The organism is Amycolatopsis kentuckyensis, from assembly GCF_041679295.1.
GTDB lineage: Bacteria > Actinomycetota > Actinomycetes > Mycobacteriales > Pseudonocardiaceae > Amycolatopsis > Amycolatopsis kentuckyensis_A.
The window spans coordinates 45,042-70,221 of the sequence record NZ_JBGDMD010000015.1 but is presented as its reverse complement, the minus strand read 5'-3'; the positions used below and the strand labels follow the sequence as shown (position 1 = coordinate 70,221).

Sequence of the window (25,180 nt, the reverse complement as noted above, 5' to 3'; positions counted from 1 at the left end):
AGCCGATCGGTCACCCCGCCGGGACGGCTCCCCGTCGGGGCTGTGCTTCGCTGACCTCGACGGCGGTCCGCACGAACCGCGCGATCCGCAGGTCTCGCGCGCCCGCCGGCCAGGCGAGGGCGAGCGAGTACGGCGTCGCGTCGGTGACCGGCCGGTAGACGATGTCCGCCCGCTGGTGCCACTCCGCGAACGACACCGGCAGCAAGGCGATCGCCTGTCCGAGCGCGACCGTCTCCAGCAGCTGAGCGCTGTCGCGCACCACCGGTCCCGGGGTGACCGGGCGGCCGGTCACGTCCTGGCCCGACCAGTAGGCCCGGTCCGCGGCCGACGTGTCCGGCCAGCACGGCGTCGGCCGCCCGGCGAAGTCCGCGCACGTCAGCGCCGACCGGCCGGCCAGCTCGTGCCGGAAGGACAGCGCGGCGACGCGCGGCTCGGTGAACAGCACCTCGACGTCCAGGTCGCCGTGGTCGCCCGGGCAGCCGAGCAGGGCCAGGTCGGCCCGGCCGTCACGCAGCACGCTCGTCTGCTCGCCGAGCCCGCTGGTCCGGATCTCGACCGGGCCCGGGAACCCGTCGGCGATCCGCCGCAGCAGTTCGGTGGCCACACCGGTTTTCGCGGTGACGACGAGCGCCGGCGGCTGCTGAGCCACCCGCCGCGTGCGCCGGACGGCGTTCGTGACCGCGTCGAGTGCCTTCGCCGACTCGGCGAACAGGACGTTCCCGGCCGGCGTCAGCTCGACGTGCCGGCTGGTGCGTTCGAAGAGCTGGACGCCCAGCCGCCGCTCCAGCAACCGGATCGCGCGGGACAGCGGTGGCTGCGCCATCCCGAGCCGCTCGGCGGCGCGGGAGAAGTTCAGCTCCTCGGCGACCGCGCGGAAGTACCGCAGCTCACGGACCTCGACGTCGTCCATACCGCGAGGGTATCGCGGCAGAGTCCATCGGTCTTTCCCTTCTTTCTCGGCGGATGGTGGGGTTGGTGTCGAGAACTCCACAAAGGACGGACGGTGGGTCGCGGCCGCGGAGGAGCGTGGTGGCGGACGCGATGCGGGTGCGGGACGGGCGGATCGTCGAGCGCTGGGACACGGCGCGGGTCGGCGGCCCGAACGCGAGTGGCCGGTCCGGTGGGCGCGACCGGCGCGAGCCGGGGCCGAAGAGCTCGGCCGGATCGGGCCGGGGGAGCGGGGTCCGGGGGCTACGGCGCGATGCCCTCGAGCATCGCCCGCACCACCGACTCCGGTGTCGGCGGGTCGAGGGGGCCCGTGTGCGGGAAGACCGCCGCCAGCACCGACGCGTGGCAGTAGCCGACCAGCATGGCCGCTGCCGCGTCCACTTCGGACTCCGGGCGCAGCCTGCCGAGGGCCTGCTCCTCCTTCAGGTACACCAGCAGGCGGTCGCGCCAGTACCCCGATCGCTCGCTGATCTCCGCGAAGCGCTCCAGCACCCTCGGCTGACCGAGCAGGCCGCTGAACGCCGGCACGATCACCTTGTGCAGCGCCAGCCCGAACTCCAGGTGGCGGTGGAGGTTCCCCTCGACGGTGCCTTCGCCCGCCACCGGCAGGTCGCCCAGTTCCGCTTCCGTCGTGCGCACGTGCTCCAGCAAGGCCCGGGCCACCAGCTCCTCCTTGTCGGAGAAGTGGTTGTAGAGCACGCCGTCGGCGACGCCCGCCATGCGCGCGATCTCGCGCACGGTCATCCCGGTCGTCCCGTGCGTGGCGATCATCTTCTGGGCGGTCTCGACCAGCAGGTCGTGCAGCGACTGGCCGTCCCGCTGCGCCGCGGCTTTCCTCGGTGACATCACCGCCATCGTAAGGGCCTCATGGCCTCCTCCCCGTGACCAGCCACGCCGTTCCGCGCAGGCGGACCGCGTCGGGGCCCGCGTACGGCGCCAGTGTCGCCGTCAGGGCCTCGATCGCCTTGGCCGCGGTCTCGCCGTCGACCATGGCCAGGTGGTGGCGGACCGGGCCCCAGTCGCCGATGAACCGGGCCGCGTCCGGGATGTCGCGACCCCAGACCTGGTCGGCCTCGACGCGGGTGCACACCACGTCCGAGAAACCGGCTTCGGTCAGGATCGCCGTCGTGTGGTCCGGGTCCGCGAACGACGTCGGCCCGCTGCCGTCGGGACCGGTCGGCTGGGGCAGGTACTCGGCCAGCGCGCCGAACACCCGGCCGAGGTCGGTGCTCGCCAGTGCCGTCAGGCACAGGAACGCCAGCCGCCCGCCGGGGCTCAGGGCCCGCCGGACGTTGGCGAACGCCGCCACCGGGTCGGCGAAGAACATCACCCCGAACCGGCTGACCGCCAGGTCGAACGCGCCTTCGGCGAACGCGTGCACCTGGACGTCCCCCTGCTCGAAGGTCACGTTCGGCACGTCCGCCGCCCGGGCCCGCGCGGTCGCCAGCATCGGCCCGGACAGGTCGACCCCGGTCGCTGACCGGGCCCGGGCCGCCGCCAGCCGCGTCAGCTGGCCGTTGCCGCAGCCGATGTCGAGCACCCGGTCGTCGGCGCCGACCCGGTCGAGCAGGTAGCCGTTGAACCCGCTGTTCACGGCGTCGTACCGATCGGCGTGCGACGCCCAGTGTTCCCCTTCGTACCCGTTCCACGCCTCGGCCTGCGCGGTGTTGACGATCCCGGTCATCCCCATCTCCTCCGTAGTGAACACGCGTTCATGAACACCTGTTCATCGTCCCGGGAACCGCAGGACCTGTCAAGGCATCGGCCACCCCGGAGCGGGAAGTCGGCCAGGTGGCAGATCTTCCGGCCGGGGAAGGGCGGAAGACTTCCCTTCAGCGAGGCAAACCGCCTCCCACCAGCACAAAGGAGCTAGCAATGGCCGACGTCATCGCCAACATGTCCATGTCCCTCGACGGCTTCGTGGCCGACTCCGAGGACCGCATCGACCACCTGTTCGGGTGGTTCGGCAACGGCGACGTCGAGGTCCCGACCGCCGTCGAGTGGGCGACCTTCAAGACCTCCGAAGCCAGCGCCGAGATGCTGCGCGACGCCATGGCCAACGTCGGGGCGCTGATCACCGGCCGTCGCCTGTTCAACCTGACCCAGGGCTGGGGCGGCGCGCACCCGATGGGCGTGCCGGTCTTCGTCGTCACCCACGAGGAGCCCGCGGACTGGCCGCACCCCGACGCGCCGTTCACGTTCGTCACCGACGGCCTCGAAAGCGCCGTCGAGCAGGCCAAGAAGGTCGCCGGCGACAAGAACGTCGCCGTCGCCAGCACGACGATCGCGCAGCAGTGCCTCAACCTCGGGCTGCTCGACGGCATCCAGGTCGACCTGATCCCGGTGCTGCTCGGCGAAGGCGTCCGGTTCTTCGACAACCTCGACGCCACCATCACGCTGACCGGCCCCGAGGTCGTCGAGGGCACCGGCGTGACGCACCTGACCTACCGGGTCACGCGAGGAGCGTGACGTGCAGCGCGGCCAGGCGGGCGGGATCGGCGACCACTTCGTACGCCGCCACCCGCTCGCCTTCGACCGCCACGGCGAGCGCGAGCAGCAGCCGGCCGCACGGGGCCACGACGACGCCGACCGCGCCGTCCACCAGGGCCGCTTCGGCGAAGTGAGCCCGTTTCCCGAACACCTGCGTCTCCTCGGCGACCCTCCGCGCCCCGCGCACTTCGAGGGCCGCTCCGACCGGCAACGCGGCCGCGTCGGCGCGGCGGACGACGTCGGGGGCCAGCACCTCCAGGAGCTCGTCGAGGTCGCCCCCGCGGGCCGCGGCGAGGAACGCGTCGACCACCCGGCGGTGCCTCGCCAGGTCGGCAGGGGGCAGCGGGGACGTGCCCCGGACCCGCTGCCGCGCACGGCTCGCGAGCTTCTTCGCCGCGACCGGCGTGCGGTCCAGCACCGGCGCGATCCGCTCGAACGGCACCGCGAACAGGTCGTGCAGCACGAACGCGATCCGCTCGGCCGGGCCCAGCGCGTCGAGCACGACGAGGAGCGCGCGGCCCACCGAATCGGCCAGCTCGACCTCGGCGGCCGGGTCCGCGTCGCCCGCCGGCTCCGGCAGGACCTCGAACGGGTCCTCGCGACGGGCCTTCCGCGAACGCAGGACGTCGAGGCAGACGCGGGAGACGACCGTCGTCAGCCAGGCCGCCAGGTTGTCGACCGAGTCCACGCGGTTCAGGCGCAGCCAGGCCTCCTGGACGGCGTCGTCGGCCTCGGTCAGTGAGCCGAGCATCCGGAACGCCAGCCCGCGCAGCCTGCCGCGTTCGGCCTCGAACTCCCCGGCCAGCTCGTCCATCGGTCACCTTTCGCCCGCACCCACCGTCGCACTCCCGACGAATCCCGGCGACCAGAGGTGACCGATGACCTTGCTGACCCCCGTCGACCTGCAGGCCGCCTACTACGCGCAGCGCGCCGGCGCCGGGCTGATCGTCACCGAGGGCACCTGGGTGAGCGAACGGGCCGTCGGCTTCCAGGGCGTTCCCGGGTTGTACACCGACGACCAGGTCGCCGGGTGGCGGCCGGTCACCGACGTCGTGCACGCGCTCGGCGCCCGGATCGTGGCGCAGCTGTGGCACACCGGCGCGGTGTCCCACCCGGACTTCCTCGGCGAGCGGCCGGCCGGGCCGTCGGCGGTCGATCCGGAGGAAACCGTGTACACCGCCTCGGGCCGGCAGCCGACCGTGACCCCGCGCGAGCTGAGCGCGGCCGAAATCCAGGACGCGCCAACGGCGTGTACCTGCTCGCGCAGTTCCTGCACCCACGGCTGAACCGCCGAACCGACGCCTACGGCCGGTCGCGGCGCAAACTGCTGCTGGACGTCGTCGACGCTGTGCGCGCGGCCGGGATCGCCGTCGGGGTATGGCTTTCGCCGTGGTGGGCCGGCGGACTGTTCACTGTGGACGAACCGGTGCGCGCCGAGTACGACGAGCTGGTGGCTTCACTCGATGTATCGGCGGCTGTTTCGCGGCTCGCTGATCGTGAACAACGGTTTTGATCGCGACTCGGGGGATGCTGTGGTTGCGGCCGGGATCGCGGACGCGGTGTCGTACGCCCGGCACTTCGTGGCGAACCCCGACCTCGTGACGCGGTTCGCGCTCGGGCTGCCGCTGGATGCGGGGGATCCCGCGACCTACTACGGCGGTGGGGCCGCCGGTTACGTCGAGCAGGCGGCCGCGGTGTCCCGGTAGAGCGGTCGCCTCGAGGCTAGCGGCGACCACCGACAAAACCGCGCGAGCGAGCCAGTGCCAGGCCGCCCAGCGCGGCGGCGGCCAGCCCGATCACCAGGGCCGCCCAGCCCCCGACGATCCCGTACCCGGTGCCGGGACCGCCCTTGGCCATGGCGACGACGATCCCGCCGCCGGCCGCGCCGGCGATCCCCGTGCCCAGCGCGACGACGGCTCCGCGGCCGCGGGTCATGGCCAGCACGCCGGCGACGACGCCGGCCACTCCCACCACCGCGGCGACCACGGACCACACGCGCCCTGGCGTAAGGGCGTAAGTACTGACAGCGGCAAGGGTCATGGCGTACTCCCATCTTCGGTGTCCGGGAAGCATGTCCGCCGGACCCGCCGCCCGTCGTCGTGCGGACGCGGGCACTTCGCACTGCCGCGGCCGGCGCAGGAACGGCGGATGTACTGCGCTCGCGGTAGTCCTCGAATGCTCTCCGAGCCGGATTCGCCGTCCGGGACATCCGGTTAGGGTGCGGGGATGCGGGTCGTGGACGGAGTGGTCGCCGCCGGGGTGGCGGCGGCGTTGCTGGTCGCCGGGCTCTCGGCGCAGCACGCGCCCACGGACCTCGACGTGCTGGGTTACGCGCTCCTCGTGGCCGGCGGGCTGGCGCTGGTGGCGCGCCGCCGGGCACCGGTCGTCGTGCTGGCGGTGACCGCGGCGTGCGCGCTGGGCTACCAGGCCGCCGGGTTCGAAGTTCCCGTCGTCGCCTACCTGTTCGCGGTGTACGCCGCCGTCCGGGCGGGACACCGGATTGCCGCGGTGGTCGCTTCGGTGCTCATGCTCGGGGCGGTTCCGCTCGCGATCCTGGCCTCCGGCCTGCACGACACCGCCCAGGCGTTCACGCAGTCCCGTGACGTCCTCCAGATCGCGTGGCTGATCGCCGCCGGCGCCGCGGGGGAGGCGTTGCGCCAGGCCGAGCGCCGCGCCGACGAGGCCGAACGAACGCGCGAGGAGACCGCGCGACGGCGTGCCGACGAGGAACGGCTGCACATCGCGCGTGAGCTGCACGACTCGCTCACCCACCAGATCTCCGTCATCAAGCTGCAGGCCGAAGTGGCCGTCCACTTGGCGACCAAGCGCGGCGAAGACGTGCCGGAAGCACTCTTGGCGATCCGCGACGCGGGCCGTGACGCGGCGCGCGAACTGCGGGCGACGCTCGAGGCGTTGCGCGACGACGGCAAGAACCCGCCGCACGGGCTCGACGACGTCCCGGACCTGGTGGACCGGGCCCGCTCCGGCGGTCTCGACGCGCGGCTGACGATCGAAGGCCGGTGCGACGACGTGCCGGCGGCGGTCGGCCGGACCGCCTACCGGATCGTCCAGGAGTCGCTGACGAACGTCGCCCGGCACGCCGCCGCGGCCACCGCGTCGGTCCGGATCGACCACCGGCCCGGCACGCTCGTGGTCCGCGTCGACGACGACGGCAAGTCCACAGTGGACAGCAAGCCGGGCGTCGGCCTGACCGGGATGCGCGAACGCGTCACGGCGTTGGGTGGCCGGCTCGAAGCCGGACCACGTCGCGAAGGCGGCTTCAGCGTCCAAGCCGAGCTGCCCGTGGACCACCCGGCATGATCCGCGTCCTGCTGGCCGACGACCAGCCCCTCATCCGCAGCGGGTTCCGCGCGCTGCTCGACGCCGAGGCCGACGTCGAGGTGGTGGCCGAAGCCGCCGACGGCGGCGAAGCCGTGACGCTCGCGCTGCAGCACCTGCCGGGCGTCGTGCTCCTCGACGTCCGGATGCCGGGCGTCGACGGCCTCGAAGCGACCCGCCGGATCGCCGCGGACCCCGCGCTGGCCGCGGTGCACGTCGTCATCCTGACCAACTACGGCTTCGACGAGTACGTCTTCGAAGCCCTGCGCGCCGGCGCGGCGGGGTTCCTGGTGAAGGACATCCGCCCGGAGGACTTCCTGCACGCGGTGCGCGTCGCGGCCCGGGGCGACGCGCTGCTCGCGCCGTCGATCACCCGCAAGCTGATCGACCGGTACGTGACGCAGCCGCCGGTGCCAGGGGCGGGGCTGGCCGAGCTGACCAACCGGGAGCGGGAGGCGGTCGCGCTGGTCGCGCGGGGGCTGTCCAACGACGAGATCGCGGCGCGGATGGTGATCAGCCCGTCGACCGCGAAGACGCACGTCAACCGGGCCATGGTGAAGCTGCGGGCGCGGGATCGGGCGCAGCTGGTCGTGTTCGCCTACGAGTCGGGCCTCAGCTCGCCGGCGAATCCGTCGACCGGCTCACGGTGAGCAGCAGCGGAACACCCGCCCCCTCCCGGGCGGCCAGGTCGGCGAGGAACCCGCCGAGCCAGCCGATCGCGTCCAGCGACCACTCGCTCAGCGTGCCTTCGAACGTCACGCGGTGCCGCGGCGGACCGGCCCAGAGTGCGTCGGGCAGCGGCGGGGGCAGCGGAGCTCGCTCGGCCGGGGCCCCGGAGCGGAAGACGTTCTGCGGCAGCTCGCCCAGCCAGTGGCGGATTCGTTGCGCCGCAGCGGGAATGGCGGGGTCCTGGCCGCTGTCCAGTGTGACGTGCACCGGCGTCGCGGCCTCCACGTCGTCGAACCAGGCCGCGGTGGACAGCGACGGCATCCGGGCGTGCTGGGGCCGCGCCGAGACGTCCAGGTTCTGCGCCGGTACCAGCACTTGCGCCGTCCGAAGCTCCAGCGCACCGAGCCGGGCCGTGACGTCGCCGGCGCAGCGGAGGAACTGCTGCACCGGCAACGGCCGGTCGCCGGGCACCGGATCGACCCCCGCCTGGAACCACGAGACCAGCGAAGACCCCGGTACGGCGAGGGGATGCTCCCGGCCGGCGTCGTTCATGCTCCACAGGCTGTCGAGCCAGCCCATCGCCCGCGCGCGGTCGTGGAACTGGATGTAGGGGTCGCGACCGGTGCCCGGCGTGCGGTCCGGGCGCGGCGTCAGCTCACCGTAAAGCGCGGCGAACAAAGTTCCCGCGATACCGCGGGAACCCGGCGCCGAACCGGGGTGAGCCTCGCCGCTGACCAACGGATTTCCTCGCTACTGATCGGCTCCGGTGATCACGCAGGATACATCAGCCTGCCGTTCGAACACCTCCGAAGTGTCCCATTCACCCTCGACGTCGACATCGACGCGGTTGCGCCACGAAATCGCCTGTCCCTGGGAATCGCACGGCCGGTTGGCCGCGGAACGATTGGCGCTGCCGCCGCCGGGGTAGATGCCGCTCGCCGTACCGTGCCCGGAAATGACTCCCGGGGTCGACGACAGATGCGGGTTGTCGGCGTAGGTATCCGGTGTGCAGACCAGCGCTTCCGGTGTGCGCGAGTCCTTTCCGGACCCGCCGACACCCGGCGCTCCCGGCGGCGCGAGGCCGGGAACGGCGTCCGCGTAGGACACTTTCCGTGGCGCCGCAATTGCCGTGGACGGGAGCAGCAACCCCGCCGGTACGAGCACTGCGATGGCGAGAATGATTCGAGTTGAATACCTCTTCGCGCGACTGGACATACGATCTCCCCTTCGTATGCGGGAGGCCGTGCGCCGATTGTTCATTTACGCGGACGAATTGATGGCTCACGACCCCCAGCGACGCGGACAGCTCCTCAGGCCGGGCGGCCCGCGCCAGCGTAGTCGTCGCCCTTCGAGTGGTACGTGTGGATCTGGATCGCCTGGCCCTCGGTCGGCGCGTTGATCATCAAGCCGTTGCCCAGGTACAGCCCCACGTGGTGGATGCGCGTCGCCGGGCTGCCGTAGAACACCAGGTCGCCCAGGCGGGGCTCCTGCGTCGCCGGGACCGGCGGCAGCGCGCGGAACTGGCTGTCCGCCGTCCGCGGCAACGCCACCCCCGCGCTGTCGTACGACGCCTTCGTCAGGCCCGAGCAGTCGAAGCCCGCCGCGCCCGCGTCCGGGCCGTTGCCGCCCCAGACGTACGGGAGGCCGAGCTGGCCCAACGCGAACCGGGTCGCCTGGACCCGCGGTGAGGACGCCGACGCCGGGTCCAGGGAGAGCGTCGCGTACAGCTGGGCCATGCCCAGGATGCGCTGGCGGAACAGCTCCGTGTCGCTGCCCGGGTGGTACGCCGCGATCGCCTTCCACCAGCCCGGGCCCGCGCCCAGGTCCGTGCCGCCCGCGCACAGCGCGCGGCCGGCCGCGATCGGGGCCTCGCCGCCGTACTTCTTGGCCTGCGCCGACGTCAGACCCAGCAGGTTTCCGCCGCCGCGGCCGTGGTTCGACGCCGCCGAGCCGACGCCCGCCAACGTGACCCACGAAAGGTGGCACGACGGGTCTTCGCTCCGCAGCGCCAGCTCGCCGTTCGCGTAGCCGATCAGCGCGTCGGCCGGGATGTCCAACGGCCCCGCCAGCTGGTCGGCCCACTGCTGCAGCGGGCTCTTGCCGCCCTGACCGGACGCGCCCTGGCCCGGCTCCTGCGCCTTCACCGGTGCGCTGACTTCGAGGACCGACGGGCCCGACGCCGCGTCGCGCGCAACCGGGAGCGCCGCTACCGGCGCGGGGTCGGGTGACCGGTCGGCCAGCAGCCAGCCCGCGGTGACCAGGCCCGCGACGAGCGGCAGCGCGACGAGCCCGCGCAGGGCCGCGCCACGAGCCCAGGAGGTCGGCTTGGTCGTCACGGGTTCCAACTTAGAAGAGCGCACCTCTTACTGAACGACTGAGTAGCTTGCACGTTAGGGGGACTCTCATATGGTGGACACATGACTGAGATCGACGCTGCCCGCCTGAGTGCGGCGCTCAAGGATCGGTACGCGCAGATCGACGTCGTCGAGCGCACCGGCTCCACCAACGCCGACCTGCGGAAAGCCCTCGAAGACGGCGCCGCGGACCGGACCGTTCTGCTGGCCGAGGAGCAGACCGCGGGCGTCGGCAGGCGCGCCCGGCAGTGGAGTTCCCCGAAGGGCGCCGGGCTGTACCTCAGCGTCGCGCTGCGGCCGGACGTCCCGTTCACGGCGCTGGGCTCACTCTCCGTCGTCGCCGGGCTCGCCGTCCGGGCGGCCGCGGCCTCCGTCGGAGTCGACGCCACGCTCAAATGGCCCAACGACGTCCTCTCCGGCGGCGCCAAGTGCGCCGGGATCCTCGCCGAGGCCGTCGCCGGGAACCCGCCGTCGATCGTGCTCGGCATCGGCCTCAACGTCCTGCCGCTCGGCGACGTCCAGCCGGGGCCGGGCGGCCTGCCCGCGACGTCGCTCGCCGAGCTCGGCGCCACGAACACCGATCGCACGGACGTCGCGATCGCGCTGCTCACCGAGTTCGACGAGCTCGAGCAGCGCTGGCGGCTCGCGGGCGGCGACCTCACCGAGGCGGGCCTGCTCGGCGAGTACCGCGCCCACTGCGCGACCCTCGGCCAGGACGTCGAGGTGCAGCTGCCGGACGGCACGTCGCTCACCGGGCGCGCCGCCGACATCGACGCCGCCGGCCAGCTCCAGGTCGACATGGTGGGCGGCCAGCGGCACACCGTGTTCGCGGGTGACGTGGTGCACGTCCGCCCGGCCTGATTCTTCGGGGCGTTGCACTCACCGGCCGGGCGTCTCGCCGGTACGGTGAAGCGACACCGCCGCACCGACCTTGGGAGCGTCCGCCGTGGCTTATCCGGACGATTTGCTCAGCGAGCAAGAGCACGTCGTGGTGCACAGTCACCCCCACTTCAAGATGCTGATCTTCCCGACGCTCGCGTTCCTGGTCACCCTGGGCGCCGGCATCTGGCTGGCGATCCTCGCGAAGGACGCCGGCTCGCCGTGGAACACGGTCGGGCTGATCGCCATCGCGGTCGTCGCCCTCGTGCTGATCGTGTGGCTGTTCCTGGCGCCGCTCGTCCGCTGGCGGACGACCCACTTCATCGTGACCACCGACCGCCTCATCGCCCGCGAAGGCGTGCTGAAGCGCACCGGCATCGACATCCCGATGGGCCGCATCAACAGCGTCCAGTTCGAGCACGGCCTGCTCGACCGGGTCTTCGGCTGCGGCACCCTGATCATCGAGTCGGCGTCGGACGAGCCGCTGCGGTTCGAGGACATCCCGCACGTCGAGAAGGTGCACACGGTCATCTACCGCGAGGTCAACGACAACCCGTACGACGACTACCGCCCGGGCACCCAGCAGCCCCAGCGGACCGAGCCGCTGCCGCCCCAGGGCGGGCACCCGCCGCGCGGCGATCGCCGGCGCTGATGGGTACGCGCGAACTGGGCCTGCCGGAGCGGGTCCCCTCGGCGGGGGAACTGCCGGAGCGGGTGACCATCTGGGAGGTCGGCCCGCGGGACGGCCTGCAGAACGAGAAGACGATCGTCCCGGTCGAGGTCAAGCTGGAGTTCCTCGACCGGCTCGCGGGCGCGGGCCTGACGACGCTGGAGGCGACGAGCTTCGTGCACCCGAAGTGGGTGCCGCAGCTGGCCGACGCGGAGCAGCTGCTCGCCGGGCTGGACCGCCGCGACGGCGTCCGCTACCCCGTGCTGGTGCCGAACGAAAAGGGCCTCAACCGGGCCCTCGACGCCGGCGTCGAGCACATCGCGATCTTCGCCAGCGCGACGGAGACGTTCGCGCAGAAGAACCTCAACTCCTCGCTGGACGAGCAGTTCGGGATGTTCGAGCCGGTCGTGACGCGGGCCCGGGAAGCCGGTCTGGACGTGCGCGGCTACCTCTCGATGTGCTTCGGCGACCCGTGGGAGGGCGCCGTGCCGGCCAAGCAGGTCGCCGACGCCGGCCGCCGCCTGCTCGACATGGGGTGCTCGCAGCTTTCGCTGGGCGACACCATCGGCGTCGCGACCGCGGGCCAGGTGGAGAACCTGATCGGGCTGTTCGGCGATGTCGGTACTTTGGCCGTGCACTTCCACGACACCTACGGTCAGGCTCTCGCCAACACCCTGGCCGCGCTCCGATGTGGAGTGTCGACTGTGGACTCTTCGGCGGGCGGGCTGGGCGGCTGCCCGTACGCCGAGTCGGCGACGGGGAACCTGGCCACCGAAGACCTGGTGTGGATGCTCGACGGGCTGGGTATCGCTCACGGAGCCGACCTGGACGCGCTGGTGGCGGCCAGCACGTGGATGGCGGGACAGCTCGGCCGCCCGAGCCCGTCCCGCGTGGTCGCCGCGCTGAGCTGACCTCGCCCGCGCCCGCGCCAGAGGGGTGCGGTATCAAGGGGGACCGGCAGCACCGCGGCCGCGTCGACCAGCACGTGCCCGCGGGCACCGACCGAGCCGGAGGATGGGTGTGACCGAGCCTTCCGAGGCGGGCTCCGAACCGGTCGAGGCCGACCTCGACACGGGGCCGATCCGGCTGCCCGATTACGGGCTGACGGATTCCGGTGCCTTCGAGGAGGCACCGACCCCGCCCTCGGGCAACCCGGCGGCGTGGCCGCACGCGGTGTCGCCACTGCTGCCGCCGTTCCCGCTACCCCCGGCCCCGCCGGCCCCGGTATCGGCTCCCGCGCCGGTCGCGCCGCCGCCGCCGGTGGCGGGCCCGCCGCTCAGCCCGGGTGCGCCGTCGCCGCTGCCGCCGCTCGGGTCGCCGCGCACGGAACGGGAAAGCGTTGTCGCGCTGTTCCTGGTGCACATGTTCCCGATCGGGCACCTCCCGGTGGCCATGGACAAGCCGGCGCTGCAGCTGCCGCTGCCCGACGACCCGGACGGCTTCGGCCCGAACGACCACCCGGACGCCCGGCTGATCTTCGACGACCAGGCGCTCACCAACGTCACCGCCGGGTTCCGCCGCTCGCCGACCGCGCCGTCGCGGCCGGTGCCGCGGCACCTGACCGACGGGTACGTGCCGTACGCCCACGCGACGCAGGCGGTGTGGATCCGCCGGTTCGTCGTCGGGCACAGCGACCTCGGACCCGAGTACGCGTGGCCGCCGGGCGACTACTACCCCGAGGGCAGCGTCGACCACGCCGAGCCGGTGATGGTCCCGATGAACACCGTGCTCGACCGCTTCGGCCCGGCGTACGGCCGCGTGTTCTTCGCCGACGGGACGCCCTTCGCGGAACGCTCGCTGCCGCCCGGGATGCTGGACGCCGAGTACCGCCGGTACGTCGTCGTGCGCGCCGTGCCGATGTGGCGGTCGGAGACGGCGAACTGGTTCGGCCAGGTCGGTGGCGGCACCCGGTACCGTGCGCTGCTGGCGGCCGACGAACTGGTGACCCTCGGCTACCTCGCCGAGGCCAAGGGGGATGATGACTGATGAACACGCAGTCGATCCAGCGCTGGCTCGGCGTGCTGGGCGTGCCGCCGGAGGTCGTCTCGCTCGGCGCCGAGGTCGACAACGCCTGGTGCCTGATGCAGGGCGAGGACGAGGCGTGGGAGGTCTTCTGGCGGGAGCAGGGCAACCGCTACGACTGGGCGCGGTTCACCAGCGAACAGGTGGCGTGCCACTACCTCTTCGGCCGGCTGGCCTGGGCACAGGTCGCCCGCGGCGCCGTCGGCCTGCTGCCCGGGTCGTGAGTGTGAAACAGGGTTCTGACCCTGTTTCACACTCACGACCACTCAGCCCACCGCGAAGGTGAAGATGTGCGCCTGACCCGCGCCGGTGGACGTGGGCAGGGTGAGGCTGCGAACCTGCTTCGCCGGGTCGAGGGCCACCGGCGCCGTCGCGAACAGGTATGACGTGTACGGCCGCTGGAGCCGGAACATGTACCGCGGGAATCCCGAGTTCACATACGGCACCGTCGCGACGACCGAGTTGCCGAACTGCGGTGTCTCCTCGCCACCCCGCAGCAACCACTCCGACAGGCCCAACGGCGCTTGCTGCGTCGAGCCGTCGGTGTAGGTGACCGTCACCGTGCCCTGCGCGTCACCGCCGGTCGCCGAACCGAGGAACGACAGCTTCGTCGCTCCCTTGGCCGCGTTCACCGCAAGCGTTTGCCCCGCGGCGATCACGTTGTCCGGCGACCCCGCCGGACTCGACGGCCAGGTGAACTCCCGCACCTTCGCGCCCGGCTCGATGCCACTCTTCGCCAGACCTTGGGCGGAGTAAGCGAACTGGCCCGGGTAGAGGTCGGTTTCGCCGAAGTCGCCGTACTGGACGAACCGATCGTCCGTGACGCCGACGTTCGTGTTCGCCGCGTGCAGCGTCCCCGGTGTCCCGACGGTGACCGGCAGCTGCGCGGGCAGTTGCCCGCCGAACTCCACAGGCACGCTCGTGTAAGCGTCCGGACTTCCGGTCACCGCGGTCACGCGGATTCGCTGCGAAGCGGACCCGTGCGCGCCCACGGTGAGCGTCCCGCTCGACGGCGTCACGGTGATCCCCGCCGGCGGTTTCGCCTGCCACGTCACCGAGCCGGCGCCGGTGATGCCTTCTGCGATGACCGTCGCCGTCGTCGCGGAGCCCGGCGCGACGACCACACGACCCGGTCCGACACGTCCGCGCACCGGAACTTCACCGTCGCGGAAGGACGGTGGGACGTCGGAAGTGCCCGAACCCCACGATGTCGGCGACGCGCCGAGCGTGAAGTCGAGCCGGCCGCCGTCGACCGCGAAGGACTCCGGCAGCCACGGCTTCGTGCTCGGCTTGCCGTTCACGCGAAGACCCTGCACGTACTTCACCGAGCTGGACGCGCCGGGCGCGGTGATCGTGATCCGCTGCCCGGTCGCCCGGGTCAGCGTGATCTTCGGGAACATCGGGCTGGCCAGCACCAGTTCGGCGCGGCCGGGCGCCTCCGGGTACATGCCGAGCGCGGCGAAGACGTACCACGCCGACGTCGCGCCGAGGTCGTCGTTGCCGGGCAGGCCGTCCTCGGTGGGCTTGAACAGCAGCTCCGCCGAGCGGCGCACGATGTCCTGCGTCTTCGACGGCGCGCCCGCATACGCGTACTCCCACGGCACCTCGAACGACGGCTCGTTCGACATGAACGCGTACGGCGAACTGGCGTCGCTGTTCAGCTTCGTGAAGAAGAAGTCGAGCCGCTTCTTCGCCGCGTCATCGCCGCCCATCGCGTCGAAGAGCCCGCGGACGTCGTACGGCACCATCCACGTGTACTGCGCCGCATTGCCTTCCTGGTACCGCATTTCCTGGTACTGCGCGGGATCGAACGGCGACAGGAACCGGCCGTCGCGCATCCGGGTCTGCAGGTAACCCGTCGCCGGGTTGTAGACGTTTTCCCAGTACTGGGCCCGTGACATGAACCGGTGATAGGTGTCGGAAGCACCGAGTCGTTGCGCGAGCTGGGCGATGCCGAAGTCCGCCGTCGTCTCCTCGAGCATGTCGGAGACGTTGTTGGGGTGGTACCCGAGCGTCAGGTAGTCCGACAGGCCGGGCCGTTCGAGGGCGCGTTCGCCGGCCTGCTGGACGCGGGTGGCGCCGGTGACCATGGACTTCAGCGCGTGGGACGCGTCGAAGTCCGTGGCCCCGAAGGCGTACGTGCTCGCGATGATCGAGTGGTACGGATCGCCGCCCATCACGCCCATGAAGTCGTTGTTCTGCGACCACCGGTCCCAGATCCCGCCCGCCTGGTCCGCCTGGTTGAGCATCGACTGCGCCATGTCGGCGGCCTCGTGCGGCGCGAGCATCGACAGCAGCTGGACCTCGTCGCGGTAGGTGTCCCAGCCGGAGAAGTTGGCGTACTGCGCGTGACCCGGTTTCGCGAGGTGGACGGCTCTGTCGAAGCCGGCGTAACGACCGTCCACATCGGAAAAGACGTTGGGCTGCATGAGCGTGTGGTAGAGCGCGGTGTAGAACGTCCGGGTCGCCGCGTCCGTGCCGCCTTCGACGGTGATCTGCCGCAACCGGTCGTTCCAGGCTTGCCGCGCCCGCGCCTTCACCGTGTCGAACGAGTCGTGATGTTGTTCCAGCAGGGCGTTCAGCCGCGCACCGGCCAAGTCCACATAGGACACTCCGACGCGCACCTGCACCGGCTTGGCGGGGTCGAAGGTGAGGTAGGCGCCCGAGCCGCCGTCGGCGGTGACGACCTGCTTGTCCCACGTCGTTTTGCTCAGGTTTCCGCCACGGGCGCTGGTGCCGCCGGGCGTCACGGTGGCGTTCTGCCAGGTCCCGGACGTCGTGAACGGCTGGTCGAACGACGCCGTGAAGTAGACCTTGTACGTGTTGGGGCCACGGCAGAAGTGCCCACTGGACACCCACCCCTCGACGGTCCGCCGAACCGGGTCGACGGTCACGGCCGCGTCGTCGCTGCCCATCGCCGACTGCGCGACGTCGATGAGCAGCGTCGCGGGGGAGTTCTTCGGGAAGGTGAAGCGGCCGAGTCCGGAGCGCTGGGTCGCGGTCAGTTCGGTCGTGATGCCGGAGTCCGTCGTCACCTTGTAGTAGCCGGGCGACGCGGATTCGTCGGCGTGGCTGAAGGTGGGGAAGTACTTCGTCGCGTCGACGGCGGGTGACGTGGTGATGTTCCCGGCGAACGGCAGGAACGGGACGTCTCCGGCCGCGCCGCCGCAGCCGGCGCCGTTGAAGTGGGTGAGGCTGAAGCCGCGGAGCTTGTTCTCTTCCCAGGCGTAGCCGCCGTCGCGGTCGCGGGCGTAGTAGCGGCCCTGCCCGGCGGGCGGCTTGGGCTGCAGCGGCGTGTCGGGGCTCCACTGCACCATGCCGAACGGGACGTCGGCGCCAGGGAACGTGTCGCCGGCGTAGGTGTTGGTCTCGGGGGTGTCGCCGGCCTTCGCGCCGACGAACGGGTTGACGTAGGACGCGAGGTCGGTCTCGTGGGCGGCCGCCGGAGTGGCCGCGACGGCTGTGAACAGGGGAATGACCAAAGCCGCGGTGACGACTCTGCGCATGCTCTTCCTCCCGGGGTGAGCGGGCCGCCCGGGCTGACAACGTTGTCAACGGACCGGGTGACCCGGCGAGCACTGGGAGTGAACCACCGGCGCTTCAGACCGGTCAAGAAGTTCCCGCCGAGCGGCCTACCCGGTTACCTCTTGAGGAGCGCGAGCGCGTCGTCGTGGAGCAGCCCGTTGGTCGACAGCGCGCTCCCGTTGTCGTACCTCGCCGCCCCGCCGAGGTCGCTGAACCGCCCGCCGGCCTCGGTGACGATCACCTGCGCCGCCGCGACGTCCCACGGGTTCACGATGCACTCCGCCGCGACGTCCAGGGCGCCCTCGGCCACCAGCACGTGGTGCCAGAAGTCGCCGAACGCGCGGGTCTCCCAGCACGCGTCCACCAGGCCGAGGTACTTCTCGCGCGAGTGGTACTCCGTCCACGAGTTCAAGTCCGTAGTGGACAGATAAGCGTCCGAAAGGGACGAAACCTTCGAAACCGACAGCTGCCGCGTCCCGGCCGAGTCCGAGGAGAAGGCCCCGGAACCGGTCGCTGCCCACCAGCGGCGGCCCAGCAGCGGCGCGCTGATCATGCCGACGACCGGGTCGCCGTCCGCCACGAGGGCGATGAGGGTCGCCCAGACGGGTACACCTCGGAGGAAGTTCTTGGTGCCGTCGATCGGGTCGAGCACCCACGCCCGGCCGGTCGCCGCCGAGCCGCCGCGCTCCTCGCCGAGCACCGCGTCGGCCGGCCGTTCTTCCGCGAGCACGGAGCGGATCGCGTCCTCCACCGCGGTGTCCGCGTCGGTCACCGGCGTGCGGTCGGGCTTGCGCTCCACCGCCAGGTCCAGAGCGCGGAACCGCGCCGTCGTGATCGCGTCGGCGGCGTCGGCCAGCCGGGTGGCGAGGGCCAGATCATCTTCGTAGCCAGGCACGGTCACGATGGTTTCACGCCCGCGCGCCGTAGAGTTGGCCAGGTGAGCATGGTCCTACTTGCCGAAGACGATCCGGCCATCGCCGAACCGCTCTCCCGCGCCCTCGAACGCGAGGGATACGAGATCCACGTCGTCACCGACGGCCCTTCGGTCCTCGACGCGACCGCCGCCCAGAAGGTCGACCTGCTCGTGCTCGACCTCGGGCTGCCCGGCATGGACGGGCTCGAGGTCTGCCGGCGCCTGCGCGCCAACGGCACCGAGCTGCCCGTCCTGATGCTCACCGCCCGGACCGACGAGGTCGACTTCGTCGTCGGCTTGGACGCGGGCGCCGACGACTACGTCGCCAAGCCGTTCCGGCTCGCCGAGCTGCTCGCCCGGATCCGCGCGCTGCTGCGCCGCCGGGTGCCCGAGGTGCTGGAGGCCGGCGGGGTGCGGATGGACCTCGGCGCGCGACTGGTCACCGTCGACCTGCACGAGGTCCAGCTCGCGAACAAGGAGTTCGAGCTGCTGCGCGTCCTGATGAGCCGCGCCGGGCAGGTCGTCAGCCGCGACGAGATCCTCGCCGAGGTCTGGAACGACCTCGAGTCGAAGACGTCCAAGACGCTCGATATGCACATGTCGTGGCTGCGGCGGAAGCTCGCCATCGCCGCCGACGAGGCCGCCGGGCGCACCAGCAAGGCCCACGACGGCGAGCGGCGGATCGCGACCGTCCGCGGCGTCGGCTTCCGGTTCAACGCCGAATAAGCCGTGCGCCGCCGCATCCTGCTGGCCATCCTGCTGGCCGTCGCCGTCACCGCGGCGGTGCTGGGCATCCCGCTGGGCATAGTGGCGAGCTGGCAGATCGAGTCGAGCTACCGCGAGACGCTCGCCGAGAACGCCCGCGCGGCGGCGGCGATCCTGGACACCGAGATCGCCAACGGCCAGGCGATCGACCTCGACCAGGTGCGTGCGGCCGTCCCGGCGAACGGCCTGCTGACCGTGCAGGTCCCCAACCAGCAGGAAAAGCGCTACGGCAACGATCCCGGGCCCCAGACCGTGGCCGAGACAGCCGACCTGGCCCGCGACGGCAAGGTGGCGATCGCCGTCCCGGCCGGCCCGATGCACGAGCGCCAGACGACCGTGACGCTGGTCGTCGTGCTGCTGGTGCTGCTGTCGGTCGGCACCGGCGCGGTGGTCGCGATCGCGACGGCCCGACGGCTCGCGAAGCCGCTGCGGCACGTCGCCGAACGCGCGTCCCGCCTCGGCGGCGGCGACTTCCGGCCCGACCCGAGCCGCTACGGCGTCGGCGAGCTCGACATGGTCGCCGAGGCCCTGGACGCGTCCGGCACCGCGCTCGCCCAGCTCGTGCAGCGGGAACGCCAGCTCGTCGGCGACGTCTCGCACCAGCTGCGCAGCCGGCTGACGGCGCTGCAGCTGCGGCTGGAACCGCTCACCGTGCACCCGGACGAAGAGGTGGCCGACGAGTCGAAGGCCGCCCAGGAGCAGGCCGACCGGCTCGCCGAAGCGCTGGACGAGCTGCTGGCCGCGGCTCGCGCGGCGCGCGAGGTCGGCGCCGAACCGGTCGACCTGCCGACCCAGCTGCCCGAAATGGCGCAGGAGTGGCGAGAGCTGCTCCGCTCGGAAGGCCGCAACCTCCGCATGCGGGTCGCCGACGGCCTGATGGCCCGCGCGACCCCGGGACGCCTGCGCGAGGTGGTCGGGGTGCTGCTGGACAACGCCCTGCGCCACGGTTCGGGCACGGTCATGGTGTCCGCCCGCCGCGGCGACGCCGAGGGCACGGTGGTGATCGAGGTCAGCGACACGGGGTCCGGGGTGCCGGACGAGCTGGCCCCGCACATCTTCGAGCGCGGCTTCTCGGGCGGCGGGTCGACCGGCGTCGGGCTGGCCCTGGCACGCGCCCTGGTGGAGGCGGACGGCGGGCGCCTGGAGCTGTCGAACCGGCGGCCGGCGGTGTTCAGCCTGTTCCTCAAGGTGCCGCGGCCGAGCGACGTGCCCGAGGTCCGGTGGCCCGCGGAGCGCGTCCCGCGTTAGTCGGCGTCGGCCGTGACGAGCAGGACGAACCCGGCTCGCGCGGGCATGCCCAGGCTCGTCCACAGCCCGGTCGGATCCGTTGCGGCCAAAGACATCCGTACTGGGGAAGCGCTTTCCGAGGGCAGCTGCCCGGCGTCGAGGACCGCGTGGAGCGCGGCGTCGAGCAGGGCGTGTTCGTCCTGGATCGCCCCGGCTCGCGCCGTGACGAGGTAGGAAAGCGCGCAGCGCCGGGCCGCGCGCTTCCCTTCCCCCTCGTTTCCCTCCCCGACGGCGTCGCGCAGCGCGAAGAGGAACAGCTCCACGCTGCGCACCTGCGACTCCGTCTGCCAGGTCGGTTTCGGCGGATCGAGCCGGATCTGCGTCCCCGCCGGCAAGCGGGGCCGCAGCAGCCGGCACAGAGCCTCGTCGACCTGGGCGATCATGGGTCAGATCAACCCTTCGCGCAGCGCGTACGCGACCGCGTGCGACCGGTTGCGCAGCTGGAACCGGTTGGTCACGTCGTGCAGGATGCTCTTCACCGTGCGCTGCGAATAGCACAGCTCGTCGGCGATCTCCTGCGTCGAGTACCCCGCCGCGACGAGCCGCAGCACTTCGGTCTCCCGGTTGCTCATCCCGCCCAGGTGCAGGCCACGCGGCTGGAGCACCTGGCGTTGCAGGCGGGACACCCGGCTCAGCAGCCGGCCGAGCAGGTCGGGCGGCAGCGCGCCCTCCCCGGCCGCGGCCGCCTTGATCAGCCGGACGAGCACCTCCGGCCCGGCGTCGGCGCGGCGGGCGACCGCGCAGACCCCGTGCTCGACGGCGTTCAGGATCTCGTTGTCGTCGACCTCGCCCGCGACCAGCACGATGCGGGTGAAGCCCTGGTGGTGCAGCGCGGACAGCAGCTGGGTCATCGTCTCGTCGAGCCGGTCGGCGACCAGCAGTGCGACCATGGCCGAGTCGGCCGCCTCCCCGTCGACCACCCGGACTTCGTCGCGCGAACGCAGCGCCATGCAGACGCCGTTGTGCAGGATCGGATCGGTGGCGCGGACCACCACCGGCGTCCTGTCGGATTCGAACATCGTCACCCATTCCCCTCGAACGGTGCGAGGGTTTCCACCCCTCACCCTGTCCACAGTGCCCGCTCGGGTGTCCCGAGCGCATGGGACCGGGGTCCCGAATTGCCCCCGGGTACTGCCCGTCAGGACCGGCCGAGCCCCGCGTCCCGTGCCCGGACGATCGCTTCCGCGCGGTCGGCGACGTGCAGTTTGGCGAAAACGTTGGAAATGTGGTTGCGCACCGTCTTCGGGCTGAGGCACAGCGTGTTCGCGATTACGCCGTTGCTGTGCCCGGCCGCGATCAGGGACAGGACCTCGCGCTCGCGCCCGGTCAGTTCCGGGAACACCGGCTCGCTCGTGGGTGGCGGCTGGTTGAAGAACCCGAGCACGCGGTTCGCGATGTCGGGGCCGAAGATGGCCTCGCGCCGCGCGACGGCCTGGACCGCGCGGATGATTTCGTCCGGCTCGGCGTCCTTGAGCAGGTAGCCGCGGGCACCGGCGCGCATCGCCGCGAAGACCGACTCGCTTTCGTCGGCCATCGTCAGCATCAGCACGCCGGTGTCCGGGCTGACGGCCGCGATGTGCCGGGTCGCCTGGATCCCGGACAGGTCGGGCAGGTGCAGGTCCATCACCACGACGTCCGGCAGCAGCGCGCCCGCGGCCTCGACGGCCGCGGCGCCGCTGGCCGCCTCGCCCACGATCTCGATTTCGGGCTCGGCGTCCAGCAGCGTGCACACGCCGAACCGGAACAACGGGTGGTCGTCCACGACGAGCACGCGCAGACCCATCCGGTCACCTCCCCGCTGTCACCCCCCGTAATGGTAGGTGAATGCGGCCACGTTCTCACGTGCCCATTTCGCGAAGGTCAGCGGCGGCCGCCCGAGCAGGCGTTCGACGGTGTCGAAGACGACGTGTTCGCATTCGGCGGATTCCCGCTTCAGCGCGAAGATTCCGTCGACAGCTTCGGCGGGCCAGCCGAATCGGTGCAGCATGCGTTCCCTGGCGGCGGTTTCCGGTTCTTCGACGAATTCAATCGGTCGGCCGATCGCCTTGGCGAGGATCGCGACCTGCTGTGCGGGGGTGAGGGCTTCACCGCCGGTGAGCTCGTAGGTCGCGCCGTCGTGCCCGGACGTCGTCAGGACGAGGGCTGCGACCGCGGCGATGTCCCGGACGTGGACCAGCGCCGACGCGGGGTCGCCCTCGGGCACGTACACGGCGTTCTCGTCGCGGATCGAGCCGAGCCAGGCGAACCGGTTGTCCATGAACGCGCCGGGCCGCAGGATCGTCCAGGCCGGTCCGGCTTCGCGGACCGCCTGCTCGGCTTCGGCGTGGGAGCGGGTGATCGGGTCGTTCTGTCCGAAGTGGACACCGGTGGTGGACAGCTTGACGAGGTGGGCGACGCCGGCGCGGGCGGCGGCCCGCGCGACCGCCGCTTCGAGGTCGGCGCGGTGGCCCTGGGTCAGCACGAAGACGCGGTCGGCGCCGTCGAGCAGAGCCGGCAGGTCCGCGGTGTCGAGGTCGGCTTGGACGACTTCGGCGCGCGGGTCGATGCGGGCCTTGGCCGCGTCTCGAGTGAGCGCGCGGACGGCGGTGCCGGCGTCGAGCAGGGCGGGGACGAGGGCGCGGCCGACCTTGCCGGTGGCGCCGAGGACGAAGATCATCGGGGTTCTCCTTTTCCGCGGAGCGGGACGTGGGGGAGCGCGAACGCCGTGACGAGGGCGAGCGCGAGGACCGGCAGCAGGGCGAGGAAGACGCCGTGGGTGCCGGCGGTGTAGGCGAAGCCGAGCGCGACCGGGCCGAGGCTCGAGCCGAGCGCGCGGGCGAGGTTGACGCCGGCGGCGACCGCGCCACGGTCTTCGGGTGGCGCGGTGTTCTGCGTGGCGAGGGCGAGGACCTGCAGGTTCAGCCCGGCCGCGAGGCCGAAGACGACCAGGCAGGCCACGGTCGCCGGGAGGCCGTCGACGGTGAGCAGGCCGAGGACGGCGAGCAGGCCGAGCGCCATGCTGAGCCGCGGGGCCCAGCGGTAGTGCCCGGTGCGGGCGATGACCTTGCTCGCGACGACGGAGGAAGCGGCCACGGCGAGCGTCATCGGGGCGAGCAGGAGCCCGCCTTCGGCCGGTCCCGCGTCCTGCTGGAGGAAGACGGCGACGTAGTTGACCGAGCCGAGGAAGGCGAACCCGGCGAGGACGCTGAGCAGGACGGACACGGTGAACGTCCGGTCGGTGAAGAGCCGCAACGGCAGCACCGGCGCTCCGGCCTTGCGTTCGACGAGCACGAACGCGACGGCGGCGACCGCCCCGAGCGGGACCGACCACGGCGTGAGCAGGGTGAACCCGGTGATGGCGCAGCCGAGCAGGACGACACCGGCGAAGTCGAACGGTGCTTCTCGCCGTCGTCTCGGCAGGTCGAGCTTCAGGAGGAGGGCGACGGCGACCAGGCCGAGCGGCAGGTTGACGAGGAAGATCGACCGCCACCCGGCGAAGCCGGTGAGCAGCCCGCCGGCCACGGGCCCGGCGAGCGACGCTACGGCGAAGCAGATCGAGAACCACCCGAAGTACTTCGCGCCTTCGCGGGGCGTGAACATCTCGCCGAGCGAAGCGCCGACAGAGACGAAGAGGCCACCGGAGCCGGCGCCCTGCAGCACGCGCCCGGCTACGAGCGTCGCGGCGGATGGCGCGAGCCCGCAGGCGAGCGAACCGAGCAGGAAGAGGGCGAGCGCGCCGAGGAGCACGCGCTTGCGGCCGAAGACGTCGCCGAGCTTGCCGTGGAGGGGAGCGGTGACGCTCCCGGCGAGCAGGTAGGCGGTGGTGACCCAGGCGTAGGTCCCGGTGGTGCCGAAGTCGGCGGCGACCCGGGGGAGTGCGGTGGCGACGACCTGGGCGTCGAGCATCGCCAGGAAGACGGACAGGAAGAGCCCGGCAAGGGCCGGTGTTTGGGCGCGTTTCAGCGCAGTGGTGCTCAAGAGAAGTCCTTGTTTCGTCAGAAGGGACGAGAGATGCGGACGTGCTTTTACGCACGTCCCGTCGAGTCGGGAAAAGGCTCCATCGTCACCTGCGGAGCAGGTGCGACCTCTTCGCGCTCGGAAACCACCTCGAATCGTCCCGCTCGCCCGGCCGAACCCGGACGGCGTCCTCACGAAGGAACACTGACGAAGATGACTGTAGACAACTACATGTCAGAAGACAAGTAGTTTACCGGCCGTCCGGGTGAACCGGGACCGGTGGGCTCAACCGCCGGTCGAGCCAGGGGGTGTCCATCGCGTTGCCCTCGGAACGACCGAGGGCCCGGCCGGAGGGAAACCCCCGATGACCTTCACAGGACGAGCCGCGCGGAATGGCACGGTGGTCTCCGGAATCGCGCTCGCCGCGGCGGCGGCGCTGGGCACGCCGGCGACGGCCGGCACTCAGGCGACCTGGCCGAACGACACGTTCCGGATCTGCACCACCCAGGGCTGCGGCGGCCAGGCCATCGGCGGCGTCGTCTGGGGCAACCGCACCGCGACGGTGCAGGGAAGCATCGCGGACTACCTCGGCCGTGGAACGACCGTCTACTTCGAGGCCTACGCCGGAGCAACCAAGATCGACAGCGACACCAGGACCGCACCACCCCACGACGACGTGTCCTACAACTTCTCGATCGGCAACCCCGACCTGGTCGGCGGCTTCGACCGGCTCAAGATCACGGTCTGCGAGAGCGGGAAGACCTACTGCAGCACGCCCGTCAACGCCGATCGCGACGATGATCCCGAGTACCTCGTGTGGCCTTAGGAGAGGTGGGCCCGGCTCAGTGCAGCCGGGTCACGTCGCCCGTGTCGCGCCGGCGCTCGCCCAGTTCGTCCGGGAACACCCACTTCTTGAACCCCCAGAAGCGGAAGAACATCGCCATCAGCATGCCGATGATCGAGCCGCTCGCGAAGTCCGCGACCTCCTGCACCAGCCGCGTCACGTGCGGGACCTCCAGATCCAGCACGTACCGGGACACGTACAGCGGAATCAGGTTCACCACGACCGCGATCCCGCTGATCACGAAGAACAGCGCGGCCTCGTGGTGGCGTTCGCGGCCGCCGCGGGTGCGGAACGACCACTCGCGGTTGAGGATGTACGACACGATCGTCGCGACGATGATCGCGATCGCCTTCGCCGTGGTCGGTTTCGACTCCAGCACCGACAGCTTCAGGAAGTACCAGACGCCGTTGTCGACCAGGAACGTCGTGCCGCCCACGATCGCGAACTTCAGCAGCTCCCGGTGCTTGATCAGCACCGAACGCAGTGGCTCCGGCGTGCGCTTGAGCACGGTTTCCACAACGGTCACACCACGCAGTCTA

General features: G+C 71.7%; 30 protein-coding genes. 14 read left to right on the top strand and 16 right to left on the bottom strand.

The window, feature by feature from the left end; translation table 11 throughout:
* Nucleotides 1–10: 10 nt before the first annotated feature.
* From ACERZO_RS44570 to ACERZO_RS44560, 3 genes are all read right to left on the bottom strand, one after another.
* On the bottom strand, nucleotides 11–910 hold the full coding sequence (locus ACERZO_RS44570; protein ID WP_372672039.1) for a LysR family transcriptional regulator: 900 nt from the start codon (nucleotides 908–910) through the stop codon (nucleotides 11–13).
* Between the two features lie 281 nt (nucleotides 911–1,191).
* Nucleotides 1,192–1,803, bottom strand: a complete 612-nt coding sequence (locus ACERZO_RS44565) for a TetR/AcrR family transcriptional regulator (protein WP_372672038.1) — start codon at nucleotides 1,801–1,803, stop codon at nucleotides 1,192–1,194.
* Nucleotides 1,804–1,813: 10 nt separating this feature from the next.
* Nucleotides 1,814–2,632, bottom strand: a complete 819-nt coding sequence (locus ACERZO_RS44560; RefSeq protein WP_372672037.1) for a class I SAM-dependent methyltransferase — start codon at nucleotides 2,630–2,632, stop codon at nucleotides 1,814–1,816.
* 191 nt (nucleotides 2,633–2,823) lie between these two features.
* On the opposite strand from ACERZO_RS44560, the gene ACERZO_RS44555 reads away from it, so the two are divergent.
* A complete protein-coding gene (locus ACERZO_RS44555; protein ID WP_372672036.1) occupies nucleotides 2,824–3,417 on the top strand; it encodes a dihydrofolate reductase family protein in 594 nt (197 codons plus the stop codon).
* On the opposite strand, the gene ACERZO_RS44550 is transcribed toward ACERZO_RS44555, so the two are convergent.
* Nucleotides 3,401–4,252: a sigma-70 family RNA polymerase sigma factor gene (locus ACERZO_RS44550; protein WP_372672035.1), complete on the bottom strand. Its 852-nt coding sequence runs from the start codon at nucleotides 4,250–4,252 to the stop codon at nucleotides 3,401–3,403. The two genes, ACERZO_RS44555 and ACERZO_RS44550, sit on opposite strands and share 17 nt — an antisense overlap.
* 64 nt (nucleotides 4,253–4,316) lie before the next feature.
* Here ACERZO_RS44550 and ACERZO_RS44545 point away from each other — a divergent pair, with 64 nt between their 5' ends.
* Genes ACERZO_RS44545 through ACERZO_RS44535 form a run of 3 tightly spaced genes read left to right on the top strand, consistent with a single transcriptional unit; the run spans nucleotide 4,317 to nucleotide 5,144 of the window.
* Nucleotides 4,317–4,724 (top strand): oxidoreductase, encoded by a 408-nt coding sequence (locus tag ACERZO_RS44545; protein ID WP_372672034.1) that lies wholly within the window; start codon nucleotides 4,317–4,319, stop codon nucleotides 4,722–4,724.
* Nucleotides 4,688–4,951 (top strand): hypothetical protein, encoded by a 264-nt coding sequence (locus ACERZO_RS44540; RefSeq protein ID WP_372672033.1) that lies wholly within the window; start codon nucleotides 4,688–4,690, stop codon nucleotides 4,949–4,951. The genes ACERZO_RS44545 and ACERZO_RS44540 overlap by 37 nt, the downstream gene beginning before the upstream one ends.
* Before the next feature lie 19 nt (nucleotides 4,952–4,970).
* Nucleotides 4,971–5,144 carry a hypothetical protein gene (locus ACERZO_RS44535; protein WP_372672032.1) on the top strand — a complete coding sequence of 58 codons (174 nt, stop codon included), beginning with the start codon at nucleotides 4,971–4,973 and terminating at the stop codon, nucleotides 5,142–5,144.
* 16 nt (nucleotides 5,145–5,160) lie between these two features.
* Here ACERZO_RS44535 and ACERZO_RS44530 read toward each other — a convergent pair whose 3' ends face one another.
* The gene (locus tag ACERZO_RS44530; protein WP_372672031.1) at nucleotides 5,161–5,478 is read right to left on the bottom strand and encodes a DUF6223 family protein; all 318 of its coding nucleotides are present in this window, start codon (nucleotides 5,476–5,478) and stop codon (nucleotides 5,161–5,163) included.
* Between the two features lie 186 nt (nucleotides 5,479–5,664).
* Between ACERZO_RS44530 and ACERZO_RS44525 the strand changes: the two genes are divergently transcribed.
* Both ACERZO_RS44525 and ACERZO_RS44520 read left to right on the top strand, forming a co-directional pair.
* Nucleotides 5,665–6,759, top strand: coding sequence for a sensor histidine kinase (locus ACERZO_RS44525; protein ID WP_372672030.1), 1,095 nt, complete (start codon nucleotides 5,665–5,667; stop codon nucleotides 6,757–6,759).
* Nucleotides 6,756–7,427, top strand: coding sequence for a response regulator (locus ACERZO_RS44520; RefSeq protein ID WP_372672029.1), 672 nt, complete (start codon nucleotides 6,756–6,758; stop codon nucleotides 7,425–7,427). The genes ACERZO_RS44525 and ACERZO_RS44520 overlap by 4 nt, the downstream gene beginning before the upstream one ends.
* Here the strand turns inward: ACERZO_RS44520 and ACERZO_RS44515 are convergent.
* The 3 genes from ACERZO_RS44515 to ACERZO_RS44505 form a co-directional block, all read right to left on the bottom strand.
* Nucleotides 7,390–8,184 carry a hypothetical protein gene (locus tag ACERZO_RS44515; RefSeq protein ID WP_372672028.1) on the bottom strand — a complete coding sequence of 265 codons (795 nt, stop codon included), beginning with the start codon at nucleotides 8,182–8,184 and terminating at the stop codon, nucleotides 7,390–7,392. The two genes, ACERZO_RS44520 and ACERZO_RS44515, sit on opposite strands and share 38 nt — an antisense overlap.
* 12 nt (nucleotides 8,185–8,196) lie before the next feature.
* On the bottom strand, nucleotides 8,197–8,661 hold the full coding sequence (locus ACERZO_RS44510; protein WP_372672027.1) for a hypothetical protein: 465 nt from the start codon (nucleotides 8,659–8,661) through the stop codon (nucleotides 8,197–8,199).
* Between the two features lie 95 nt (nucleotides 8,662–8,756).
* Nucleotides 8,757–9,782, bottom strand: coding sequence for a C40 family peptidase (locus tag ACERZO_RS44505; RefSeq protein ID WP_372672026.1), 1,026 nt, complete (start codon nucleotides 9,780–9,782; stop codon nucleotides 8,757–8,759).
* Nucleotides 9,783–9,863: 81 nt separating this feature from the next.
* Here ACERZO_RS44505 and ACERZO_RS44500 point away from each other — a divergent pair, with 81 nt between their 5' ends.
* The 5 genes from ACERZO_RS44500 (at nucleotide 9,864) to ACERZO_RS44480 (ending at nucleotide 13,595) form a co-directional block, all read left to right on the top strand.
* Complete coding sequence (locus ACERZO_RS44500) at nucleotides 9,864–10,661, top strand: biotin--[acetyl-CoA-carboxylase] ligase (protein WP_372672025.1); 798 nt, start codon at nucleotides 9,864–9,866, stop codon at nucleotides 10,659–10,661.
* 85 nt (nucleotides 10,662–10,746) lie between these two features.
* On the top strand, nucleotides 10,747–11,331 hold the full coding sequence (locus tag ACERZO_RS44495; RefSeq protein ID WP_372672024.1) for a PH domain-containing protein: 585 nt from the start codon (nucleotides 10,747–10,749) through the stop codon (nucleotides 11,329–11,331).
* A complete protein-coding gene (locus tag ACERZO_RS44490; protein ID WP_372672023.1) occupies nucleotides 11,331–12,260 on the top strand; it encodes a hydroxymethylglutaryl-CoA lyase in 930 nt (309 codons plus the stop codon). Before ACERZO_RS44495 ends, ACERZO_RS44490 begins: the two co-directional genes overlap by 1 nt.
* A 109-nt stretch (nucleotides 12,261–12,369) precedes the next feature.
* Nucleotides 12,370–13,335, top strand: a complete 966-nt coding sequence (locus ACERZO_RS44485; protein ID WP_372672022.1) for a TNT domain-containing protein — start codon at nucleotides 12,370–12,372, stop codon at nucleotides 13,333–13,335.
* The gene (locus ACERZO_RS44480) at nucleotides 13,335–13,595 is read left to right on the top strand and encodes a hypothetical protein (RefSeq protein WP_003105220.1); all 261 of its coding nucleotides are present in this window, start codon (nucleotides 13,335–13,337) and stop codon (nucleotides 13,593–13,595) included. Before ACERZO_RS44485 ends, ACERZO_RS44480 begins: the two co-directional genes overlap by 1 nt.
* 42 nt (nucleotides 13,596–13,637) lie before the next feature.
* On the opposite strand, the gene ACERZO_RS44475 is transcribed toward ACERZO_RS44480, so the two are convergent.
* Nucleotides 13,638–16,877: a GH92 family glycosyl hydrolase gene (locus ACERZO_RS44475; RefSeq protein ID WP_372672021.1), complete on the bottom strand. Its 3,240-nt coding sequence runs from the start codon at nucleotides 16,875–16,877 to the stop codon at nucleotides 13,638–13,640.
* Between the two features lie 134 nt (nucleotides 16,878–17,011).
* Nucleotides 17,012–17,797, bottom strand: a complete 786-nt coding sequence (gene hisN, locus ACERZO_RS44470; RefSeq protein WP_372672020.1) for a histidinol-phosphatase — start codon at nucleotides 17,795–17,797, stop codon at nucleotides 17,012–17,014.
* Between the two features lie 42 nt (nucleotides 17,798–17,839).
* Here hisN and ACERZO_RS44465 point away from each other — a divergent pair, with 42 nt between their 5' ends.
* Both ACERZO_RS44465 and ACERZO_RS44460 read left to right on the top strand, forming a co-directional pair.
* Complete coding sequence (locus tag ACERZO_RS44465; protein WP_372672143.1) at nucleotides 17,840–18,535, top strand: response regulator transcription factor; 696 nt, start codon at nucleotides 17,840–17,842, stop codon at nucleotides 18,533–18,535.
* A 3-nt stretch (nucleotides 18,536–18,538) separates the two neighbouring features.
* Nucleotides 18,539–19,822 carry an ATP-binding protein gene (locus tag ACERZO_RS44460; RefSeq protein ID WP_372672019.1) on the top strand — a complete coding sequence of 428 codons (1,284 nt, stop codon included), beginning with the start codon at nucleotides 18,539–18,541 and terminating at the stop codon, nucleotides 19,820–19,822.
* Here the strand turns inward: ACERZO_RS44460 and ACERZO_RS44455 are convergent.
* The 5 genes from ACERZO_RS44455 to ACERZO_RS44435 form a co-directional block, all read right to left on the bottom strand.
* Nucleotides 19,819–20,244: a Pvc16 family protein gene (locus tag ACERZO_RS44455; RefSeq protein ID WP_372672018.1), complete on the bottom strand. Its 426-nt coding sequence runs from the start codon at nucleotides 20,242–20,244 to the stop codon at nucleotides 19,819–19,821. The genes ACERZO_RS44460 and ACERZO_RS44455 overlap by 4 nt on opposite strands.
* 3 nt (nucleotides 20,245–20,247) lie before the next feature.
* On the bottom strand, nucleotides 20,248–20,880 hold the full coding sequence (locus ACERZO_RS44450; RefSeq protein ID WP_372672142.1) for a response regulator transcription factor: 633 nt from the start codon (nucleotides 20,878–20,880) through the stop codon (nucleotides 20,248–20,250).
* Between the two features lie 119 nt (nucleotides 20,881–20,999).
* Nucleotides 21,000–21,644, bottom strand: coding sequence for a response regulator (locus ACERZO_RS44445; RefSeq protein ID WP_372672017.1), 645 nt, complete (start codon nucleotides 21,642–21,644; stop codon nucleotides 21,000–21,002).
* 18 nt (nucleotides 21,645–21,662) lie between these two features.
* Entirely contained in the window at nucleotides 21,663–22,517 is an 855-nt protein-coding gene (locus ACERZO_RS44440) for an NAD(P)H-binding protein (RefSeq protein WP_372672016.1), read from the bottom strand.
* On the bottom strand, nucleotides 22,514–23,818 hold the full coding sequence (locus ACERZO_RS44435; RefSeq protein WP_372672015.1) for an MFS transporter: 1,305 nt from the start codon (nucleotides 23,816–23,818) through the stop codon (nucleotides 22,514–22,516). The genes ACERZO_RS44440 and ACERZO_RS44435 overlap by 4 nt, the downstream gene beginning before the upstream one ends.
* A gap of 343 nt (nucleotides 23,819–24,161) precedes the next feature.
* Between ACERZO_RS44435 and ACERZO_RS44430 the strand changes: the two genes are divergently transcribed.
* Nucleotides 24,162–24,623, top strand: coding sequence for a hypothetical protein (locus tag ACERZO_RS44430; RefSeq protein WP_372672014.1), 462 nt, complete (start codon nucleotides 24,162–24,164; stop codon nucleotides 24,621–24,623).
* Between the two features lie 16 nt (nucleotides 24,624–24,639).
* On the opposite strand, the gene ACERZO_RS44425 is transcribed toward ACERZO_RS44430, so the two are convergent.
* Entirely contained in the window at nucleotides 24,640–25,167 is a 528-nt protein-coding gene (locus ACERZO_RS44425) for a GtrA family protein (RefSeq protein WP_372672013.1), read from the bottom strand.
* Nucleotides 25,168–25,180 lie beyond the last annotated feature (13 nt).